The following is a 19252-nucleotide window of genomic DNA, read 5'->3' as shown; positions in this document are numbered from 1 at the left end:
GTGCCGGTTTGTCCGGGTCCCCGCTCAAGAGAGCTAAAACGAAAAACGCCCCGCGCAGATGCACGGGGCTTGTCTCAACGCGGACGTGCCGCGGAGCTTTGCTTCGTTCACCTGCGCCGGCCGCCCTATGTTCAGGGTCCTTCGTCCGGAGATCCACTGGGTCTCCCGGCGTGACTGCAGAAGTGAGCCTTGCTTGGGAGAGTGGATATCCAACAACCGACGGTCTTTGGTCCTCCAAGCTTACGGGAAGGAGCCCCCGCCCACCAAATCGGTTCAGCTGACGCTGGGCCTGAAGTCTGGCAGCTCCTTTTGCCAGATGCCCGTCACGCCGGCGGTGGTGAAGCCCAGCTTCTGGTTGACCGTCAGCAGGTAGCGGTTTTCCGGGGCGCTCCAGGTGTAGAGCACCCGCGCATCCGGGAACTGTTCACTGAGCCGCTCCATGTTGGCGACCTTGATCAGCAGGCCCAGCTTGTTACCGCGGTGCGCCCGCAGGACGAGCGTGTCGTCCTGGAAAACGACGTCGGGTCGCAGCGCCAGAACACTGATAGTCGTCAGCCCCACTAGGGAGCCGCTGGCGATCTCCTCGACGGCAGTGACCACCGTCCGGCGTCCCTGCGCGATGGCAACTTCCTCAGCTCCGCGCAGGATGCCGGCGTCGAACACCAGATCCCCGTCGTCTTGCCCCGGGATTCCGTCTTCCCCTGCACTGTTTTCCAGCGCCGCCACTGCCTCAAGCCACTGTTCCGGACAGCGGTCGGTCCAGTGGTGCAGCCGGTACCGCCCGGCGTTGGCTTCCTCCGCCTCGGCCTGCAGATCGGCGACGAGCTTGCTGTCCAGCGGCAGAGTGCAGGAGCTGAACTGTTCGATGTGTTGCAGGGTATATCCGGTGCGCTGGGCAAACTCCACCTCCCGGCTGTTCAGGGGAACGAAGCCGAGCCCCGTGCCGGGAATCAGCTGCCCGGCCTGGCTGTCCGCGAGGGTCACGCCCGGATGGTTCGTATCGATCAGGATGGTCCGTCTGCCCTCGTCGAGGGCGAACCGTTCCGCGGCCTCCAGCAACTGCCGGCCCACGCCGCGGTGCTGGAATTCCGGCAGGATATCCAGGGCGAGCTCGGCCAGGTCGAGGTTGTCAGCCAGCGGCAGGGCGATGTCCGCCGTGCCCACGATCTCGCCGTCGATCTTGGCGACCAGGATGACCTGGCGTTCGTAGGGGTCTGCCATCTCCAGGAGTTTTTCGAGCGGGGCGTAGGCAAGGTCATCGCTCCCCCAGGTCTGCATCCGGACTTTGCGCGCCACCTCGACGGCGGCGAGGAAATCTGCTGCATCCGGTCCGTCCAACGAATCCGGGATCCAGAGCTGCTCGACCCTGACCTCGTTTGCCATAGCGGGCATGTCTCCAGCCGTCCTGCCGCCCCCTGCCGGGCTCGGCTCGTGCCCGGCGTCAAGGGTCAGCATATGCCCGATTGGCCCTGCATTCCATGGGCCGCTGGCACGGTTCCCTGACCTGGCCGGTTACTCGGGAGCTGCCTTCGTCGCAGCCGTGCCGTCTGCTGCGGCGGTTCGCTGCCACTCACCGTCCCAGCCGGCGGGTTCGAAGCCGAGCGCGACGTTGATGGCCAGCATGTGGTCGTTTTCGGCGGCGTTAAAGGTCGTTACCCGTTCGACGGCGGGGTAGTCGGCCAGGCGCCGGAGGTTGGCGATTTTGACCAGCATGCCCAGGCGGTGGCCGCGATGGGCGGCGGCGACCAGGGTGTCGTCCTGCTCGGCCAGCCACGGCTTGCCGGGTGCCAGCTCCAGCACCGAGTAGGCAGCCAGCTGGCCGCTGTCCCGGTGCCGGGCGGCGGCCACGAGAGAGATGTTGCCGGCGCGCTTCCACGTATCTTCGACGTGCCGGACGCGGGCGACATCCCAGATCTCCTGCTCGTAACTGATGCCGCCACTGGGGGCGTCGGTGCTCATCCGCGACATCAGGACCGCCAGTTGGGCCGCATATTCGTCCGGGCAGCGGTCTGTCCAGGTCAGCAGTTCATAGCCGCCTGCTTTGGTGCGGGCCTCTGCCTCCAGGCCGTCCAGGCGGGGCTTTGCCGCCGCGACGTCCAGCCGGCTGTACCGTTCCACCTGTTCCAGCCGGTACCCGGCCGCCGCGGCGAAGCGTACCCCGCGGGCCTTGGCAGGCAGGGCACCGGCACCAGTGGCAGGTTTCACCACCTCGGGCGCGGCTGGGTCGAAGTCCGCGCGGTGCTGGGTTGAAGTCAAGAAGACGCTGCGGCCCAGCGCAGCGGCGGCCGCCTCGGCGTGGTGCAGCAGCGCCCGTCCGATGCCGCGGCCGGCGTAGTCCGCCAGCACCGCGACGTGCAGCCCGGCACGGTCGAGGTTCTCCCGTTGTCCGAAGCGGACCGATGACCTCGCTGCCATCCGGCCGTCGACGCGGACAAAGTGGATTCTCGTCTGCGTGTACGCGTCGTCCTGCCAGAAGCGCAAGCGCGCCTGCGCCGTCGTTGTGCGGTCCAGGCTGCCCGACGCCTCCAGCGCCAGCGCGTCGCACAAGTCACTGTGTTCGAGGAAGTCCCCGGCGTCGGGGTCGCCGAGGTTAGCGGGCAGGTTGAGGGGTTCGATGCGGTAGGGAGCGTTAGTCACCGGGTCAGCCTAGCCGCCGCCCCGAATGCAAAAAAGACCGCCCCGCTGATGCGGGACGGTCTTTTCTGTGCTGCGGGTTCTGTGCTGCTGGAGGGGATTAGACCTCGGTCAGAACCTTGGTGACGTTGGGGTCAACCGAGATGCCCGGGCCGAACGTGGTGGCCACGGTTGCCTTCTGGATGTAGCGGCCCTTGGAAGCGGACGGCTTGAGGCGGAGGACCTCTTCCAGTGCGGCTGCGTAGTTCTCGGCCAGCTTCACGGCGTCGAAGGAAACCTTGCCAATGATGAAGTGCAGGTTCGAGTGCTTGTCGACGCGGAAGTCGATCTTGCCGCCCTTGATGTCGTTGACAGCCTTGGTGACGTCAGCGGTCACGGTGCCGGTCTTCGGGTTCGGCATCAGGTTACGCGGGCCCAGCACCTTACCGAGGCGGCCAACCTTGCCCATGAGGTCAGGGGTTGCGACGGCGGCGTCGAAGTCGGTCCAGCCGCCGGAGATCTTTTCGATCAGGTCATCGGAACCCACGAAGTCGGCGCCGGCTGCGACTGCGGCCTCTGCCTTGTCGCCCGTGGCGAAGACCAGGACGCGGGCAACCTTGCCGGTGCCGTGGGGCAGGTTGACCGTGCCGCGGACCATCTGGTCAGCCTTGCGCGGGTCAACGCCGAGGCGGAACGCAACCTCAACGGTCGCGTCGAACTTGGACGGGTTGGTGTCCTTGGCGAGGGTCACTGCCTCGAACGGCGCGTAGAACTTCTCCGCGTCGATCTTGGCGGCGGCTGCCTCATATGCTTTGCTGCGCTTTGCCATGCTGCTATTTCTCCTTGTGCAGTTGTGGTCTGCGGACCGCGCTGGGCCCTGCCACAGTCGGATCTCCACACGGGATTCCCGACAGTTCAATGTTTAGGTGGTGCCGGTTGCCCGGCGGAAAGGCTATTAGCCTTCGACGGTGATACCCATGGAGCGGGCGGTGCCGGCGATGATCTTGGCGGCGCCTTCCAGGCTGGTGGCGTTGAGGTCTTCCATCTTGGTGGAGGCGATCTCGTTAACCTGGGCCTGGGTCAGCTTGGCAACCTTGACGGTGTGCGGGGTAGCCGAACCCTTGGCGACGCCTGCAGCCTTCTTGATCAGCTCTGCAGCCGGCGGGGTCTTGGTGATGAACGTGAACGAGCGGTCCTCGTAGACGGTGATTTCAACCGGGATAACGTTGCCGCGCTGGGCTTCCGTCGCAGCGTTGTACGCCTTGCAGAATTCCATGATGTTGACACCGTGCTGGCCAAGCGCAGGACCGATCGGCGGGGCCGGGTTAGCGGCACCTGCCTGGATCTGCAGCTTGATGAGGCCGGTGACCTTCTTCTTGGGAGCCAATGTAGGGTCCTTCTCTCAATTACGTCCTGGGACACAGGAGCGTGTCTCAGGTTGTTGGCCGCCATGGCGAGGCGGCCGCCCGCTCCAAGGCTGCTAAGCAGGCAGCCCGGGGCGAATTCTGTGGGTACAGCTAGATCTTGCTGACCTGGTTGAACGCGAGCGTGACCGGGGTTTCGCGTTCGAAGATGGAGACCAGCACCACGAGCGTCTGCGAATCGACCTTGATCTCGGAGATGGTGGCCGGAAGGGTCTCGAAGGGGCCCTCCTTGACGATGACCGACTCGCCGATTTCGAAGTCCACCGCCACGGGAGCCTGGTTCTGCTTGTTGACCGGCTTGCCCTTCTCTGCCTGCTCGCCCTCGAATACCGGGGCCAGCATGGAGAAGACCTCGTCGAGGCGGAGCGGCACGGGGTTGTGGGCGTTGCCCACGAAGCCTGTAACACCCGGGGTGTGGCGGACGGCGCCCCACGACGCGTCGGTCAGATCCATCCGGACCAGCACGTAGCCGGGGATGCGGACCCGGTTGATGACCTTGCGCTGAGCGTTCTTGATCTCAACGACTTCCTCCATCGGCACCTGGATCTCGAAGATGTAATCTTCCATGTCCAGAGTCTGGATGCGGGTCTCAAGGTTGGCTTTGACGCGGTTTTCGTAACCGGCGTAGGAGTGGATGACGTACCAGTCACCCTCCTGGCGGCGGAGCTTGGCCTTGAACTCGTCAGCGGGATCGGCTTCGGCCGTAGCAGCTGCGGCGGCGAGGGCGTCGCCCTCTTCTTCGGTCCCGGCCTCGTCAGCGGATACGGTCTCGTCAGCGGAGACGGCGTCGGATTCGTCGTCGGAAACCGCCTCGCCGTCGGCCTCGGCGGCCGCTACGGCCTCGTCGTCGACGTCGGATTCGGGCGCAGCAGACACAGCCTCGGACTCTTCCGTGGCTTCCACCGCGGCGTCCTGGCTCTTATCCAGCTCAGTCTCAGTTACCTCGAGCTCCTGCTCAGACACTTGGTCTCCTGCTTCCTCATTGCCTTAACATGCATTTAAATGACTCAATTCCGCACACCCCGTGGAAGCTCCGGCTGGCGGAGAACCACGCGGTCTGCGGACCGGTCGTGTCAGCGGTCCGTGGCGCCTGTTCCGCCGAAGACCCAGCTCACTCCGGTCCCGAAGGCCAGGTCCAGCAGGGTGACGATCACCATCATGATGACCACGAACACCAGAACCACGAGCGTGTAGTTGATCAGTTCCTTGCGGGTCGGTGCAACGACCTTCTTCAGTTCGCCGATGACCTGGCGGACGAAGAGTGCGATCCGAGCGAAGAAGCCTGCCTTGGGGGCATTCTTGGCGGGGCGGCCTTTGGAGCTGCTGGCAGCTGTTTCGGTCACCTGATCCTCACTCATCCTCGCAATGTCGGATACCCGGCTCTGGAATGAACCATGGTTGCTGCGCTTGTTCCGGTAAAGCCCGGAACAGCTTGCGCAGGGCAGACAGGACTCGAACCTGCAACCTGCGGTTTTGGAGACCGCTGCGCTACCAATTGCGCCACTACCCTATGGATCGAAAACTGTTCCGACTGCGGTTTTCCGCAGGCTTCCCTGAGGCGCACGCCATCATCGTGTTTTCAACACCGGAGAACCAGTCTACGCAACATCTGCGTCCACGTCGAACCGGCTCGGTCCGGACCCCCGGCGCCCGGCAGAATTGGCCTGCGGTGCAGCCCGTTTCCGGGCCGAGTCACATTCGCTCACCGGCATCCCGGAGGATCCGCTGAACAGCATAGAGTAGATCTCGTAGAATCCCTCATCCAGCCCCCGAACTGACGCGAAGAACGGACCCACAATGCCGGCCGCCCGCATTTCCCAGCGCATTTCCGCCATAGCCGAATCCGCCACACTGGCTGTCGATGCCAAGGCGAAGGCGCTGAAGGCGGCCGGCCGGCCGGTCATCGGCTTCGGCGCCGGCGAGCCTGACTTTCCGACTCCCGGGTACATTGTCGAGGCCGCTATCGAAGCCGCAGGCCAGCCGAAGTTCCACCGCTATTCCCCCGCAGGCGGGCTGCCCGAGCTGAAGCAGGCGATCGCGGACAAGACGTTCCGGGATTCGGGCTACCGGGCCGAGGCATCCCAGGTGCTGGTGACAAACGGAGGCAAGCAGGCGGTCTACAACACCTTCGCGACGCTGCTGGACCCGGGTGACGAGGTGATCGTCCCGACGCCGTTCTGGACCACCTATCCGGAAGCGATCCGGCTGGCCGGCGGGGTTCCTGTGGAGGTTTTCGCCGGGCCGGAGCAGGGATACCTTGTCACGGTGGATCAGTTGGAAGCGGCGGTCACGGACCGTACCAAGATCCTGCTCTTCGTTTCCCCGTCCAACCCCACCGGCGCGGTGTACTCCCCTGAGCAGGTGAAGGAGATCGGACAGTGGGCAGCCGCCAAGGGGCTGTGGGTGGTCACCGACGAGATTTATGAGCACCTGACGTACGACGGCATGCCCTTCACCTCGATCGCCACCGCCGTTCCGGAACTCGGTGACAAGGTGGTCATCCTTAATGGTGTTGCCAAGACCTACGCCATGACCGGGTGGCGGGTGGGCTGGATGATCGGCCCGGCGGACGTCATTAAGGCAGCCACGAACCTGCAGTCCCATGCCACCTCCAATGTTTCCAACATCCCGCAGATGGCTGCGCTGGCAGCCGTGTCGGGTCCGCTCACCGCAGTCGATGAGATGAAGGTGGCCTTTGACCGCCGCCGCAAGGCCATTGTCGCCGGGCTGAACGCGATCGACGGCGTCGACTGCCCCACGCCCAAGGGTGCCTTCTACGTGTACCCCGACGTCCGGGCACTGCTGGGCAAGGAGTTCCCCACGGCCGGCGGGCCGGTCCGGCCCGCGACGTCGGCCGAACTGGCCGCCTTGATCCTCGACGAGGTGGAGGTCGCCGTCGTACCGGGTGAGGCCTTCGGTCCGTCCGGATACCTAAGGTTGTCCTACGCCCTCGGCGACGAGGACCTCGCGACCGGCGTCGGCCGTCTCCAGGACTTCCTCGGTAAGGCCAAGTAGCCCCCCCGATGCGCTATCGCTTTTAGTCCTTACCAGGAGGGTTTAAGGACTCCAAGTGATAGCGCATCTTCGGGTCAGAGGAGGCGGCGTTCCGCGGCCCAACGGGTCAGCTCATGCCGGCTGGAGAGCTGCAGTTTTCGCAGCACCGCGGAGACGTGCGTCTCGACCGTCTTGATCGAGATAAACAGTTCCTTGGCCACCTCCTTGTAGCTGTAGCCGCGGGCGATCAGCCGCATCACCTCGAGTTCACGGGCCGAGAGGCGGTCCAGCTCGTCGTCGGCGATGTCCGCCGGGGCGGTGCCGAAGGCGTCCAGGACGAACCCGGCCAGCCGTGGCGAGAAGACCGCGTCCCCGCCGGCCACCCGGCGCACGGCATCACTGATCTCAGCGCCGGAGATCGTCTTGGTGACGTAGCCCCGCGCGCCGGCCCGGATCACCGAGACGACGTCCTCGGCCGCATCCGAGACACTCAACGCAAGGAACCGGGTGCCGGCCAGCAGCGGCACCGAGCCGGCCAGGACCTCCCGGCCGCCGCCGCCGAGTCCGCCGGGGAGGTGGACATCCAGGAGCACGACGTCGGGCCGGGTCTGCGCAATCACGACGACGGCTTCCTCCACGGTTGCTGCCTCGCCGACGACCACAATGCCCGAGTCCAGGTCCGCTTTGAGCCCGGACCGGAAAATAGCGTGGTCGTCGACAATCACGACACGGGTGGCGCCGGCAGGGCCTCCTGCCGCGCTCCCCTCCGTTGGCTGACTACTCATGGCCTGTCCTCTCCAGCGTTTCCAGCGTTTCCAGTGTTGCCGTTGTTGCCGTTGCTGCCGTTCGTGCCGGCGGTCGCCTTGAGCGGCAGCCGGAGCCGGACCTCAGTCCCGTCCGGACTGCTGGCAATGGCTGCCGTACCGCCGTGCCGCTGCATCCGTCCGATGATTGACTCCCGGACGCCGAGCCGGTCGGGCGGAACGGAGCCAGGGTCGAAGCCCGGCCCACGGTCCTTGACGAAAACCTCGGCAGCCTCGCCCGTGACCTCCAGATACACCGAGACTGCCCCGCCGCCGTGCCGGGCCGCGTTCAGCATCGCTTCCCGGGCCGCCTGGACCAGCGCCTCGAGAGGATCCGTCATGGCACAGTCACCGACGGCAACGACGTCGACGGCGTGCCCTAGGGAGTCTTCCACGTCGGCTGCCGCCGCCTGGATCCGGTCGGAAAGCTGGCCCGCGTCACGGCCAGGGTCCCGGTACAGCCAGCCGCGCAGCTCCCGTTCCTGCGCGCGGGCGAGGCGGACGACGTCGTGTTCGTTGCCGGCCCGGCGCTGGATCAGCGCAAGAGTCTGCAATACGGAATCGTGCAGATGGGCCGCGATCTCCGCCCGTTCGGTGGCCCGCACCCGGCCGGCACGCTCGGCCTCCAGATCGCGCCAGAACTTCATTCCCCAAGGCAGCAGCACCAGCACCACTCCGCCCAGGACGGCGACCGAGGCCAGCAGCGCGAGCCAGGTCTGCTCCCACGATCCGGAGCCGGAGACCATCAGCAGCACCCCTGCGACCACCAGGCCGAGCCCGGCCGCGAGCCTGGCCCATCCGCCTGCCTGATCGGCCTTGGTCTTGTCCACGATGCCCGCCCGGCGGGCCTCGTCCAGCTGCATCCAGGCGATCGCCGCGCCGCCCAGGATCGCGGCCACCGGGATCAGGGTGCCGAGCGGGATGTCCAGTCCGAACAGCCGGGCGACCAGGATTCCGGCCGCCAGCAGCAACCCGGCACCAAGCAGGATTTCCTTGCCGTACGGCATGCCGGGGAACACCGTCCGCCGCGGTGCCGCGGGTCCGCCTGTGACACCGCCGGTACCGTTGGTCCCGCCCGCACCGCCGGTCGTGCCGACGTCGCTCACCGCCGGGGCAATCGGCGACGCGGGCCGACGGGCGTTGCGCTTGGCGCTCTCGTCCGCGGTGGGCACCATGATCCACAGCCAGGCGTAGAACGCGACGCCGGCCCCGCCGGCGAGTGCCGCCACCACCATGCCGATACGGACCATCCGCACCGGCCAGCCCAGGTGGTGGGCGAGGCCCGAGCAGACTCCGGCAATGACACGGTCGCTGCTGCGGGCCAGCGGCGGGCGGGAAACAGCTGTCGTCATGGCTCAATCCAAGCACGGACCGGGCTTTCCCGGAGCCGTTTTCGCGCCGAACCGGGGGCAGCTCAGGGGCTGCTCAGGGTCTTCCCCAGTAGAGCGGCTACCGTTCCCGGCGGAGGATCGAAGTATGAATCCGCACACTCCGCACCCTGAGGACGACCCGAACCCTGCGGGCCGCGAGGAAAGCACCACGGACCCCGCTTCGGGCGGGACCGCAGACACACTCCCGGAAGCCGGCGGGCCCGGCCCGGAGGCGCCGCCGCTCGATGCAGCGCCCGGCCAGGACCGGCCCTCCGCCGGTGGCACTCCCCCGATCGGCGGGGACACCGCGCCCCCGTACGGCGGCACTCCCCCCTACACGCCCCCGTCTTACACCGGCGGGCCGCCGCCCCCGGGCCAGCCGCAGAACTTCTTCGGCTGGCTCCGGAGCCACGGTATCTACCGCGGCCGCGAACGCTGGATCGGCGGTGTCGCCAGCGGCATCGCGCAGCGGCTCGGCGTGGACCCGCTGATCGTCCGCGGCATCCTGATCGTCCTGACGGTCTTCGCCGGGGTCGGCGTCCTGTTCTATGGGCTGGCGTGGGCGCTGCTGCCGGAACCGGACGGACGCATCCATGTGCAGGAGGCCGCGGCGGGACGCTGGAGCTCCGGCATGACCGGCGCTTTGATCACCACCATTATTGGTTTTCCCAGCCTAGGCAGCGGCGCCTGGGGCTGGGACCGTTACGGCTTTGGCGCCTTCGTCTGGACCGTGTTCTGGGTGGGCGGCATTATCTGGCTGATTTACTACCTGACCCAGCGGAACAAGGCCGGCCACGGCTGGACCGGGGCGCCCGCGGGAACCGGCGGAACCGCAACCGGCTACGGAGCGCCGGGCAGGCCCGCCGACGGTCCAGTGAACACTGCCGCCCCCACCAGCACGCCGGGCGACGCCGGGAACGGGCCAGTGGGCGCTGCCACATTCGGTAGCACCTCGTACGGGCCTACCGGCCGGGAGTGGCAGCAGGGCACCACCGGCGCCCCGGCCTGGTCGGCGCCGGGCCCCTTGGCCCCCGCCCCGCCGCTCGGCGGCGCGCACGGCGGCGGGTACGGGACCGTGCCTCCGCCGCCGGTACCCGTCCCCAGGCCCCGCTACCAGGGACCCGGAACCCCTGCGGTAGCCGTCACAACAGGCGTTGCCCTCCTGCTGGGCGGCGGAATTAAGGCCCTTGACGCCACCCACGTGCTCACCCTCGGCACCGCCGGCAACGCTGTGGCGTGGGCAAGCGGTGCGGCCGTCCTTGGGTTGGGCATCCTGGTCTCCGGACTCCGCGGGCGGACCGCTGGCATCCTGAGCTTCTTCGCCGTCGTCGCGCTGGTCACCGGCGGGATCTTCAACGCAATACCCAACGTCGACCGGGCCCGCCTCCAGAACGTCACCTGGACCCCGGCCAGCATTGAGCAGGCAAGGGAAGGCTTCGACATCACGGCCGGAACCGGCACGGTGGACCTGACCAAACTGAGCCTGAACCCGCCGCTGGGCGCCGACGTCGTCGTTCGGCTGGACGCCACCGCAAGTAACGTCACGATAGCCGTCCCCGATACAGTCCCGGTCCAGGTCCAGGCAGACCTGACGATGGCCAACCTCAACGATGGGCGCGGCAATCATGGCGGCATGACGAACCAGCAGACCGACTACAACACGGACAAGCCCGGTGGACGCCTGATCGTCAAGGTCTCGGGGACGCTGAGCAACATCACCGTGAAGGAAGGCAACTGACATGAGCAGCAGCTATGACCCGGGCGCGACACCGGACACGTTCGACGATCCCTCGACGGCCGGAACCCCGGGGGCACGTGTGGGAACTATCGTGTGGGGCCTGATCGTGCTCGTCCTCGCGGCACTGATCATCATCTCCCGGCTCGGACTGGTCGTCCTGAACGGAACCTACGTGCTGATCGGCCTGATGATTGGCGCGGGTGCCGCCCTGGTAATCGGGGGGCTGCTCTCCGCCCGGGGACGTGACAAAGAAACTACAACAAGGAAGTCTTGAACCATGGAAAAATTCTTTAGCACCGTCCGGGGCCTAGGCCTGAAACGCGGACCGCAGCGCTGGGCAGGTGGTGTCTGCGGCGGGATCGCCGCCAAACTGAACGTCGACGTCGCGTACGTCCGGATCGCGTACCTGCTGTTCGCGCTGATCCCCGGCCCCGCCTTCCTGCTCTATCTGGCGGCCTGGCTGATCCTGCCGGACCAGCGGAACGCGATCATCCTGGAGTCCTTCCTGGAACAGCGCTCGGGCAGATCCTGAACCGCCTGGGAAATCCCAACCGGCTTCGCCAGCACATGATGCCCCTGCCCCGCGGCGGGGGCATCGTGCTATCTGCAGCTGGCGCGTGCCGGGCACGGTTGTGTCCTGCCCCACATGCGCCAGTACACTTCTAGGTGAGCTCAGCGTGGCGCTCTGCCTGTACACCTTCGAACCAGGATTTGAGCCCAGACATGAAAATTGGCATCCTCACCAGCGGCGGAGACTGCCCCGGACTGAACGCCGTCATCCGCGGCGCTGTACTCAAGGGCATCGCAGTCCACGGCCACGAGTTCGTGGGATTCCTGGACGGCTGGCGGGGCGTCGTCGAGGGCGACGTCATTGACATTCCCCGCGCCCTGGTCCGCGGCATCGCCAAGCAGGGCGGCACCATCCTCGGGACGTCCCGGACTAACCCGTTCGAGAACAACGGCGGCCCCGACGTCATCAAGGCCAACATGCAGCGGCTCGGCATCGACGCGATCATTGCCATCGGCGGCGAAGGCACCCTGGCCGCCGCGAAGCGCCTCACCGACGCGGGCCTGAAAATCGTCGGTGTCCCGAAGACGGTCGACAACGACCTGGACGCCACCGACTACACCTTCGGCTTCGATACCGCAGTGGAGATCGCCACCGAGGCGATTGACCGGCTCCGGACCACCGGGGAATCCCACCACCGGACCATGATCGCCGAGGTGATGGGCCGCCACGTGGGCTGGATCGCCCTGCATGCCGGCATGGCTTCCGGCGCCCACGCCATCCTGATTCCGGAACAGCAGGCCTCAATGGAGCAGATCACCCGCTGGGTTCTGTCCGCCCGCGACCGCGGCCGCGCCCCGCTGGTCGTCGTCGCGGAGGGCTTCGTACCGGAGGGGCAGGAATCGCCGCACTCCGAACGCGGGCTGGACACATTCGGCCGGCCGCGCCTGGGCGGCATCGCCGAGCTGCTGGCGCCCGAGCTGGAGGCCCGGACCGGCATCGAAACCCGGGCGACCGTGCTGGGGCACATCCAGCGCGGCGGCGTGCCGACAGCCTTCGACCGTGTCCTCGCGACCCGCCTGGGCATGGCAGCGATCGACTCTGTCGTCGAGCAGCGCTGGGGCACGATGGTGTCCCTGAACGGCACCGACATTGTCCATGTAGGTTTCGACGCGGCCCTCGGCAATCTCAAAAGCGTGCCCAAGCACCGCTACGAGGAAGCTGCGGTGCTTTTCGGCTGAGCCATTCCCGGCTGGGTCTCCCGGCTGCCATTCCGGGCTGGGCTTCGCGGCTGGGGGCGGCGGCTGGGTAGGGTTGGGTCATGACTTTAGAGCCCGGCTCCGCCGACATTATCCAGCTCGCGTGGGCCCGCAGACTGGGATTCGACGACGGCGCTTTTGCCGGCGCCGCGGGCACCCGGCTGACCCGGGCCGACGAAGCGGCCCGCTCCCTGCAGTTTGTCCGGCTCTTCGGCAGCTCGGCGCTGGTCGGGCCGCAATGGGCGCTGGACGCCGCCGCCGGATACACCGATGAGGAACTCGCGCAGCACGTCACACTGTTGACCATCACCCGCACGCACGGCGGCCACGGGCTGGGAGCGGCCGCGCTATTTTTCGCCGACGACCTGCCGCTGCGGCAGCCTTCCGACGAGTTGACAGTCTCGCAGGGGAACCCGGAAGCGATGGAACTCGAAGCGCTGTGCCCGCCGGATGACGTCAACGAGGTGGGCCTGGCGGGACTTGAACACCGCTTTACGATACTGCACGAGGAGGAGGGCCGCCGCACACCGGTGGCCTGCGGCGCCTACACCGAATGGGAAGGCATCTTGGCCCAACTCGGGGTCCTGGTGGCGCCGGAATGGCGGCGCAGCGGCGTCGGCACGCTCGCCGCGTCAATAGCGGCACACGAAGCCCTAGCCTCCGGCCTGACCCTGCAGTGGCGCGCCGACGTCAGTAACAAGGGGTCACTGGCGCTGGCCCGGAGCCTTGGCTTCACGGCGGGCGGCATCCAGACCAGCGTGCTGCTGGGCTGAGCCCCCGCCGCCGGGCCGCCCGGCGGAAGCCCCCGCCAGCCCCCGCCGGGGCGGCCACCCGGCTGAAGCCGCCCCCGCCGCGCCACGCGGCGGAGGCACCCGCAGGAAGCCTAGCCTTGCCGGGCCTGGGCGCCTTCTGCCGCCCTCTGTCCGCTCGCCGTCTGTCCTGCCGTGGCCTGTCCGGCCCCGGCCGGGGCGGTGCGGGGCGCGTCCCAGTCCGGGTGCGCCTGCGGCTTGGCGAAGAATAGCGCAACGGCCGCGCCGAGCAGGATCACCGCCGCGGGCAGCAGAATGGACTGACCCATCGCCGTCGAGAACCCTTCGTGCAGCGCCTCAGGCAACCGTCCGTCAAACGCCATCGGGTTTGATCCGCCCGAGGCGCCGGGGGCCGCCGGCAGTTCCGCCGCGAGCCTGGACTGAATCAGCACCGCGATCGCGGCGCTGCCCAAGACTGCGCCGATTTGTCGGGTCGTGTTGTAGACGCCGGAACCGGCGCCGGCTTGCCGCGGAGGCAGGTTCCGGGTTGCAGTGGAACTCAGCGGAGCCCAGATGCCGGCGTTCGCGAAGCCCAAGACCGCGCTGGGCAGCAGGAAAAGCCAGATGGGCGTATCCGGGTGCATCAGGGAGGCGTTCCAGAACAGTGCCACCGACATCAGCACCAGACCGGCGGCGGTAATGAATTTGGGGTTGACCCGGTCGATGATGCGGCCCACCACAGGCGCCAGCGCCCCGGAAATTACGGCCATCGGGACCATCATCAGCGCCGACTGCGTCGGGGTGAGGCCGCGGACCACCTGGTAGTAGAAGATCAGCGGAAGGCTGAACGCGGTCACGGTGAAGCCCACGGTGGTAATGCCAACGTTGGCAAGCGAGAAATTGCGGTCCTTGAACAGGCCTAGCGGCAGGAGCGGCTCACCCTTATTGAACCGCTGCCAGGCGACGAAAGCAGCGAGTACGATGATGCCGCCGATGATCAAGCCCCACACTGTGATGGGCCCGGTGATGGTGCCCCAGTTGTAGGTCTCGCCTTCCTGGATTCCGAACACCAGCAGGAACAGTCCGACGGCGCTGAGCAGCACGCCGGGAATGTCGAACTTGTGCGGGTGGGTGCTCAGGGCAGGAACGAAGCGCAGGGCCAGGATGAACCCGACGATCCCCACCGGAATGTTAATGAAGAAGATCCACTCCCAGCCCAGGCCGTCCACCAGAACACCGCCCAGGATCGGTCCGACGAGGGTGGCGACGCCAGCGGTGGCGCCCCAAATGCCCATCGCCGCTCCGCGGCGGTCCGGCGGGAAGATCCGGGTGATGACAGCCATCGTCTGCGGCGTCATGAGCGCGGCGCCGAGGCCCTGCAGCACCCGGGCTCCGATGAGGGTGTGGACGTCCCCCGAGAGCCCGCACCACAGCGATGCCAGAGTGAACACGACCAGGCCGGTCAGGTAGAGCTTCTTCGGGCCGAAGCGGTCCCCAAGCCGGCCGGTGATGAGCAGCGGGACGGCGTATGCCAGGAGGTACGCGCTGGTCACCCAGATCACGGAGTTAATGTCGGCGTTGAGGCCCTCCATGATGCGGGGGTTGGCGACCGAGACAATGGTGGTGTCGATCAGGATCATGAAGAAGCCGATCACCAAGGACCAGAGGGCGGCCCACGGCTTCGCTACAGTTTCCATCGGGGTTGTCCTTACGGATTGAAGGGGTCTGGCGGTGTTCTGAGATGGGGTTCGGCCGGCGGCCGGTTCTGGATGGGCGACCAGGCGATCAGGCCGCTTTCGAGTTGGTCCTGCAGACTTCGGATCCAGCTGACCTCCGCAGTCAATAGTGCTTGGTCCCTTCGAGGGCCCGGTCAGGAGTATCAGGCCAAAAGCGCCTGGATATCGTCCCTGGCGAACATTCGTGCCGCTTCCCGCGCGGAGGGGTTCCCGGCGTCGGGATCCGCCCCGGCGCCGGTTAGTACCTTGACGACGTCCGTATAGCCCTTGAAAACCGCCCCGGCGAGAGGAGTCTGGCCGCGGTCATTGGCGGCGTTGGCGTCGCCGCCATGCTTGAGAATGAGCCGGACAGTATCGGCATGGCCGTGGTAGGCGGCGAGCATCAGCAAGGAATCCCCGGCCGCACTGGTCAGCGCAGCCGGAACTCCTGCGGCGAGGTAGCTTTCTAACAAGGCAGAGTCCCCTTGCCGGGCAGCATCGAGGAGCCGGTGGGCCAGGGCCAGCGTCTCCTCGTCGTGTCCCGCGCCGTTCATCGGGTCCCCCGGAGGAAACCGGTCTGCCGGCCCACAACCTGCCCGGCGTCGGGCGCAACAATGAGCTCCTGCGCCGCGGTATAAGGCTCGTCGCCGTCCATCACTGTCAGGACTTCGTCCGGGGCGACGGACCGCTTGACGACGGCAAGGGCAACGGGGCCCATCTCGTAGTGCTGCGCCACGGACGTTACCGTGCCGACCTTGCGGTCACCGGCGCGCACTTCGCTGCCGACAGCGGGCATGGTGTGCTGTGACCCGTCCAGCTGGAGGAACACCAGCCGCCGCGGCGGATGGCCAAGGTTATGCACCCGGGCGACGGTTTCCTGTCCCTTGTAGCAGCCCTTCGCCAGATGCACCGCGGTGCGCAGCAGGTCCAACTCGTGCGGGATGGTCTTGTCGTCGGTTTCTGCCCCCCAGCGGGGCCGCCACGCCGCGATCCGGAGCGCCTCTGCGGCCAGAACGCCCGCCAGCGGCCGGTCCGCGACGGTCGCTTCCAGTGCGGCGGCGGGCACGAGGTACTCAAACCACGGCCGTTCAAGGCCGGGGTGGGCGTCCTCCCCGACGACGGCGTAGGAGTATCCCCCGGCGCCGACGTGCGGCCACGGGTCTTCCCAGACCAGCAGGTCCGTCCACTCAGCGACGCGCCGGGTGGTGCCGAGCACGGCCCAGTCCCCGGACACATCGGCAATCTCGACCCGGAGCATGAACTTCATTTTGTTCAGCCATTCGGCCAGCGGTGCAGCTTCCGCCGCTTCCACGATCAGCCAGGTGGTCGCGCCGTCGTCCACGACCCGCGCGTCGAACTCGATCCGGCCCTGCACGCTGAGCAGCAGCAGTTCCGTGGACCGGCCCGGCGGCAGGGATGTCAGCTGCTGGGAGGAGAGGGTGTTCAGCCAGCTCAACCGGTCCGGCCCGCTGACCGTGACGACGCCGCGCTGGGACAGGTCGACGACGGCGGTGCCGGCAGCTAGGGGCGCGCTGTTCGCGCAGCGGCTCGCCGTAGTGGGCGGCGACGCCGGCATCCGCACCGGCGGCTTCGACGGCGCCCGGACGCGACAGCAGGGGGCTCTTGGTAGTCATATGAAGTAGAAGTCCGCAGCGCTTAGCGGTATTCCGGATTTTCGAAGTCGAATCGGGTGCCGGCGTTCCATTCCTGGGGAAGGTTGCCATAGGCGGGGATGCCGCCGGCGTCCTTGAGCATCCGGGCCAGGTGCAGCAGGTTCCACGTCATAAAGGTGGTGTTGCGGTTGGTGAAGTCGCTTTCCGGGCCGCCGGAACCTTCATCCAGGTAGCTGGGACCGGGGCCGACCGCGCCGATCCAGCCGGCGTCGGCCTGCGGCGGGATGGTGAGCCCAATGTGCTGGAGGCTGTAAAGCACATTCATGGCGCAGTGCTTAATGCCGTCTTCGTTGCCTGAGATGAGGCAGCCGCCCACCTTCGGGTAGAACGCCCACTGGCCCTTGGAATTCAGTTCGCCGGAATGGGCGTACAGCCGTTCGATCAGCTTCCTGGTCTGCGACGAGTTGTCGCCCAGCCAGATGGGCCCGGCAACCACGATGATGTCCGCTTCCTGCACGGCCGGGTACAGTTCGGGCCATTCGTCACGGGTCCAGCCGTATTCGCGCATGTCCGGGTAGACACCGCTGGCGATGTCGTGGTCCACCGTGCGGATAACCCGGGTTGAAACGCCCTGCTTCTCCATGATCCGGCGGCTGATGTCGATCAGCCCCTGGGTGTTGGAGGTCTGCGGCGACCTCTTGAGGGTGCCGTTGAAGAAGAGTGCCTTGAGGTCGCTGTACCGGCCGGGCGGTACGGCGCTGTTTTCTGGGTCGCTCACTGTTTTACTCCCTGCGTTTGTTGCGGACAGCGGAATCTAGTGAGACCCGACGAAGGGCTGTTCAGTCGACCTTGCTGAGGATGGCCGAGGCGTGCGCTTCCAGGCCGCCGGCCGGCGTCGTGTTCTTGCCGCTGGCGACGTCCCAGCGCCAGAGCAGGTTCCCGTCCACGAGGCCGAAGATGCGCGTGGCCGCGGTGTACTCCTTGGAGTGGCTGCCGCGCATGACCATGTCGGTGCTGAGCTGGATCTGCGGACCCTTGATCTGGCCATAGTAGAGCTCGGAGATGCCGCCGGGGTGCGCGATGGAGACGGAGATGTCGAAGCCGCCGTCGCTGTTGCGCAGTTCCTCGACTTCGTCGGCGCTCTTGAGGACCGGGACGATGTCCGCCGGAATAAGCCCGGGGCCGCCGTCCTCCTCGCGCTGTTTGCGCTCGAGGGCCCAGAAGCCGGTCTCCACGGTCAGCGGGCGAAGCTTGGTTCCCTCGTCGTCCGTCAGCCAGGACTCGGCCCGGTACTGCAGGTACGGCAGGCCGTTGTGGGTAAAGGAAACGTGCTGCAGGAAGTGCTCCGAATCCTCGTCCCCGGCGCCCAGCCGGCCACGGCCCTCCCACTCACCAATGAGCCAGGACAGCGGAACAATTTCGGGTGTCAGATCTGTAGGTATTTCAATCGGCACAGCAGCTACCTCTGGAAACTACGGGGTCTGGACGGGTGTCAGCCGGGGTTGGTTACTTCTGGCCCTTGAACAGCCGGTACACCACAAAACCGGCGAACCAGGCCATCGAAAGGCCGGCGACGGCGAGCAGGACAAGGAAGAAAATCTCAAATGCAAGTACGGACATGATGCCATCCTAACGCTTAGTGAAGGAGTAGTTTGTCTATGAAGTAAGCCAGCGAACCGACCGCGGAGACCGGCCCCAGGCCCATGCCCAGCGCCGCCGGCAGGTTCAGGGTTTCGCCGCGGATGATCACCAGCCGCCGGAAGCTGACCAGAACGGCCCCGACGACGACGCCGACCAGGGCGGCGGGCAAAACGGCGATATCGGAGATCACCAGACCGGCCAGCGGACCTGCCAGCCCTGCCCCGATGATGCCCAGCGGCGCGACAATCCGGTCAGGCCAGCGGATCAGGCCCGCGGTCAGGGCGATCGCGGCGCTGATGGCGGCAACTACCAGCATCTCCCTGATCCCGTTAAAGCGTGCGCAGGCGATCCAGCCGGCGCCCAGGCAAGAGAGCAGCACTCCGGCGCAGGAGCCCAGCGTGGATTCCAGCCGCTGGGCCTGGCCGGTGCCGCGGATCAGCTGCATGACAAAGACGGCCATCACGCCCCCGGCGACGAAAGCCGGGGTCCAGTTCAGGAAACCCGGTGCCGGGAGGTACGTGGCGGCGACGGCCGAGCCGACGCCGGGCAGGCCGATCAGGGCCGCCAGCGTCTTCTTCGCGGGAATGTCAAGGAAGTGCGGCCAGCCGATGCCCACGCAGGCAGCGGTGACCGCAGCGACGGCCAGCAGTACCTCCCGGCTGCTGTAAGCCCCGGCAACGATGGCCACGAGTCCGGCAACGCCGACGACGCCGACGGTCCAGGACTTCACTCGGCTCTTCTCAATGCGGCTCTTTTCACTGCGGCTCTCCCGATGCGGCTGTCGATGCGGTCTCCGGTCAATCCTGCCCTATGCGGACGTTTTGT

General features: G+C 66.9%; 19 protein-coding genes, 1 tRNA gene and 1 pseudogene. 6 read left to right on the top strand and 15 right to left on the bottom strand.

Annotated elements, in window-relative coordinates; translation table 11 throughout:
- Positions 1–273: 273 nt before the first annotated feature.
- From QFZ61_RS07300 to QFZ61_RS07270, 7 genes are all read right to left on the bottom strand, one after another.
- On the bottom strand, positions 274–1383 hold the full coding sequence (locus tag QFZ61_RS07300; RefSeq protein ID WP_307038047.1) for a GNAT family N-acetyltransferase: 1110 nt from the start codon (positions 1381–1383) through the stop codon (positions 274–276).
- A gap of 129 nt (positions 1384–1512) precedes the next feature.
- On the bottom strand, positions 1513–2637 hold the full coding sequence (locus QFZ61_RS07295) for a GNAT family N-acetyltransferase (RefSeq protein ID WP_307034698.1): 1125 nt from the start codon (positions 2635–2637) through the stop codon (positions 1513–1515).
- 97 nt (positions 2638–2734) lie between these two features.
- Positions 2735–3442 carry a 50S ribosomal protein L1 gene (gene rplA, locus QFZ61_RS07290; protein ID WP_307034697.1) on the bottom strand — a complete coding sequence of 236 codons (708 nt, stop codon included), beginning with the start codon at positions 3440–3442 and terminating at the stop codon, positions 2735–2737.
- A gap of 126 nt (positions 3443–3568) precedes the next feature.
- Complete coding sequence (gene rplK / locus QFZ61_RS07285; protein ID WP_003803853.1) at positions 3569–4000, bottom strand: 50S ribosomal protein L11; 432 nt, start codon at positions 3998–4000, stop codon at positions 3569–3571.
- A gap of 130 nt (positions 4001–4130) precedes the next feature.
- Positions 4131–5000, bottom strand: a complete 870-nt coding sequence (gene nusG / locus QFZ61_RS07280) for a transcription termination/antitermination protein NusG (protein WP_307034694.1) — start codon at positions 4998–5000, stop codon at positions 4131–4133.
- A 110-nt stretch (positions 5001–5110) separates the two neighbouring features.
- Entirely contained in the window at positions 5111–5395 is a 285-nt protein-coding gene (gene secE / locus QFZ61_RS07275) for a preprotein translocase subunit SecE (protein WP_056738571.1), read from the bottom strand.
- A gap of 79 nt (positions 5396–5474) precedes the next feature.
- A tRNA-Trp gene (locus QFZ61_RS07270) sits at positions 5475–5547 on the bottom strand.
- Positions 5548–5834: 287 nt separating this feature from the next.
- Here QFZ61_RS07270 and QFZ61_RS07265 point away from each other — a divergent pair.
- Positions 5835–7052 carry a pyridoxal phosphate-dependent aminotransferase gene (locus QFZ61_RS07265; RefSeq protein WP_307034691.1) on the top strand — a complete coding sequence of 406 codons (1218 nt, stop codon included), beginning with the start codon at positions 5835–5837 and terminating at the stop codon, positions 7050–7052.
- Positions 7053–7126: 74 nt separating this feature from the next.
- Here the strand turns inward: QFZ61_RS07265 and QFZ61_RS07260 are convergent, their stop codons facing one another.
- Entirely contained in the window at positions 7127–7816 is a 690-nt protein-coding gene (locus tag QFZ61_RS07260) for a response regulator transcription factor (protein WP_307034688.1), read from the bottom strand.
- Complete coding sequence (locus QFZ61_RS07255; protein ID WP_307034686.1) at positions 7813–9186, bottom strand: ATP-binding protein; 1374 nt, start codon at positions 9184–9186, stop codon at positions 7813–7815. Before QFZ61_RS07255 ends, QFZ61_RS07260 begins: the two co-directional genes overlap by 4 nt.
- A gap of 124 nt (positions 9187–9310) precedes the next feature.
- Between QFZ61_RS07255 and QFZ61_RS07250 the strand changes: the two genes are divergently transcribed.
- From QFZ61_RS07250 to QFZ61_RS07230, 5 genes are all read left to right on the top strand, one after another.
- Complete coding sequence (locus QFZ61_RS07250; protein WP_307034684.1) at positions 9311–10942, top strand: PspC domain-containing protein; 1632 nt, start codon at positions 9311–9313, stop codon at positions 10940–10942.
- Position 10943: 1 nt separating this feature from the next.
- The gene (locus tag QFZ61_RS07245) at positions 10944–11216 is read left to right on the top strand and encodes a hypothetical protein (protein WP_307034682.1); all 273 of its coding nucleotides are present in this window, start codon (positions 10944–10946) and stop codon (positions 11214–11216) included.
- Between the two features lie 3 nt (positions 11217–11219).
- Complete coding sequence (locus QFZ61_RS07240; protein ID WP_307034681.1) at positions 11220–11474, top strand: PspC domain-containing protein; 255 nt, start codon at positions 11220–11222, stop codon at positions 11472–11474.
- Positions 11475–11665: 191 nt separating this feature from the next.
- A complete protein-coding gene (locus QFZ61_RS07235) occupies positions 11666–12691 on the top strand; it encodes a 6-phosphofructokinase (RefSeq protein WP_307034679.1) in 1026 nt (341 codons plus the stop codon).
- An 80-nt stretch (positions 12692–12771) separates the two neighbouring features.
- Positions 12772–13482 carry a GNAT family N-acetyltransferase gene (locus tag QFZ61_RS07230; protein ID WP_307034677.1) on the top strand — a complete coding sequence of 237 codons (711 nt, stop codon included), beginning with the start codon at positions 12772–12774 and terminating at the stop codon, positions 13480–13482.
- A 110-nt stretch (positions 13483–13592) separates the two neighbouring features.
- Here the strand turns inward: QFZ61_RS07230 and QFZ61_RS07225 are convergent, their stop codons facing one another.
- The 6 genes and pseudogenes from QFZ61_RS07225 to QFZ61_RS07200 all read right to left on the bottom strand — a co-directional run bounded on the left by QFZ61_RS07225 (position 13593) and on the right by QFZ61_RS07200 (position 19157).
- Positions 13593–15155, bottom strand: coding sequence for a DHA2 family efflux MFS transporter permease subunit (locus QFZ61_RS07225; RefSeq protein ID WP_307034675.1), 1563 nt, complete (start codon positions 15153–15155; stop codon positions 13593–13595).
- A 182-nt stretch (positions 15156–15337) separates the two neighbouring features.
- Positions 15338–15727 (bottom strand): ankyrin repeat domain-containing protein, encoded by a 390-nt coding sequence (locus QFZ61_RS07220; protein ID WP_307034673.1) that lies wholly within the window; start codon positions 15725–15727, stop codon positions 15338–15340.
- Positions 15724–16807: pseudogene (locus QFZ61_RS07215) on the bottom strand (folate-binding protein YgfZ). Before QFZ61_RS07215 ends, QFZ61_RS07220 begins: the two are co-directional and overlap by 4 nt.
- 22 nt (positions 16808–16829) lie before the next feature.
- Positions 16830–17564, bottom strand: coding sequence for a flavodoxin family protein (locus QFZ61_RS07210; protein ID WP_307034671.1), 735 nt, complete (start codon positions 17562–17564; stop codon positions 16830–16832).
- A gap of 61 nt (positions 17565–17625) precedes the next feature.
- Entirely contained in the window at positions 17626–18240 is a 615-nt protein-coding gene (locus QFZ61_RS07205; RefSeq protein WP_307034669.1) for an FABP family protein, read from the bottom strand.
- A gap of 182 nt (positions 18241–18422) precedes the next feature.
- Complete coding sequence (locus tag QFZ61_RS07200) at positions 18423–19157, bottom strand: permease (RefSeq protein WP_307034667.1); 735 nt, start codon at positions 19155–19157, stop codon at positions 18423–18425.
- Positions 19158–19252 lie beyond the last annotated feature (95 nt).

Source organism: Arthrobacter sp. B3I4 (genome assembly GCF_030816855.1).
Taxonomy (GTDB): domain Bacteria; phylum Actinomycetota; class Actinomycetes; order Actinomycetales; family Micrococcaceae; genus Arthrobacter.
The sequence above is the reverse complement of the archived record's forward strand: the minus strand, read 5'-3'. Positions and strand labels throughout refer to the sequence as shown.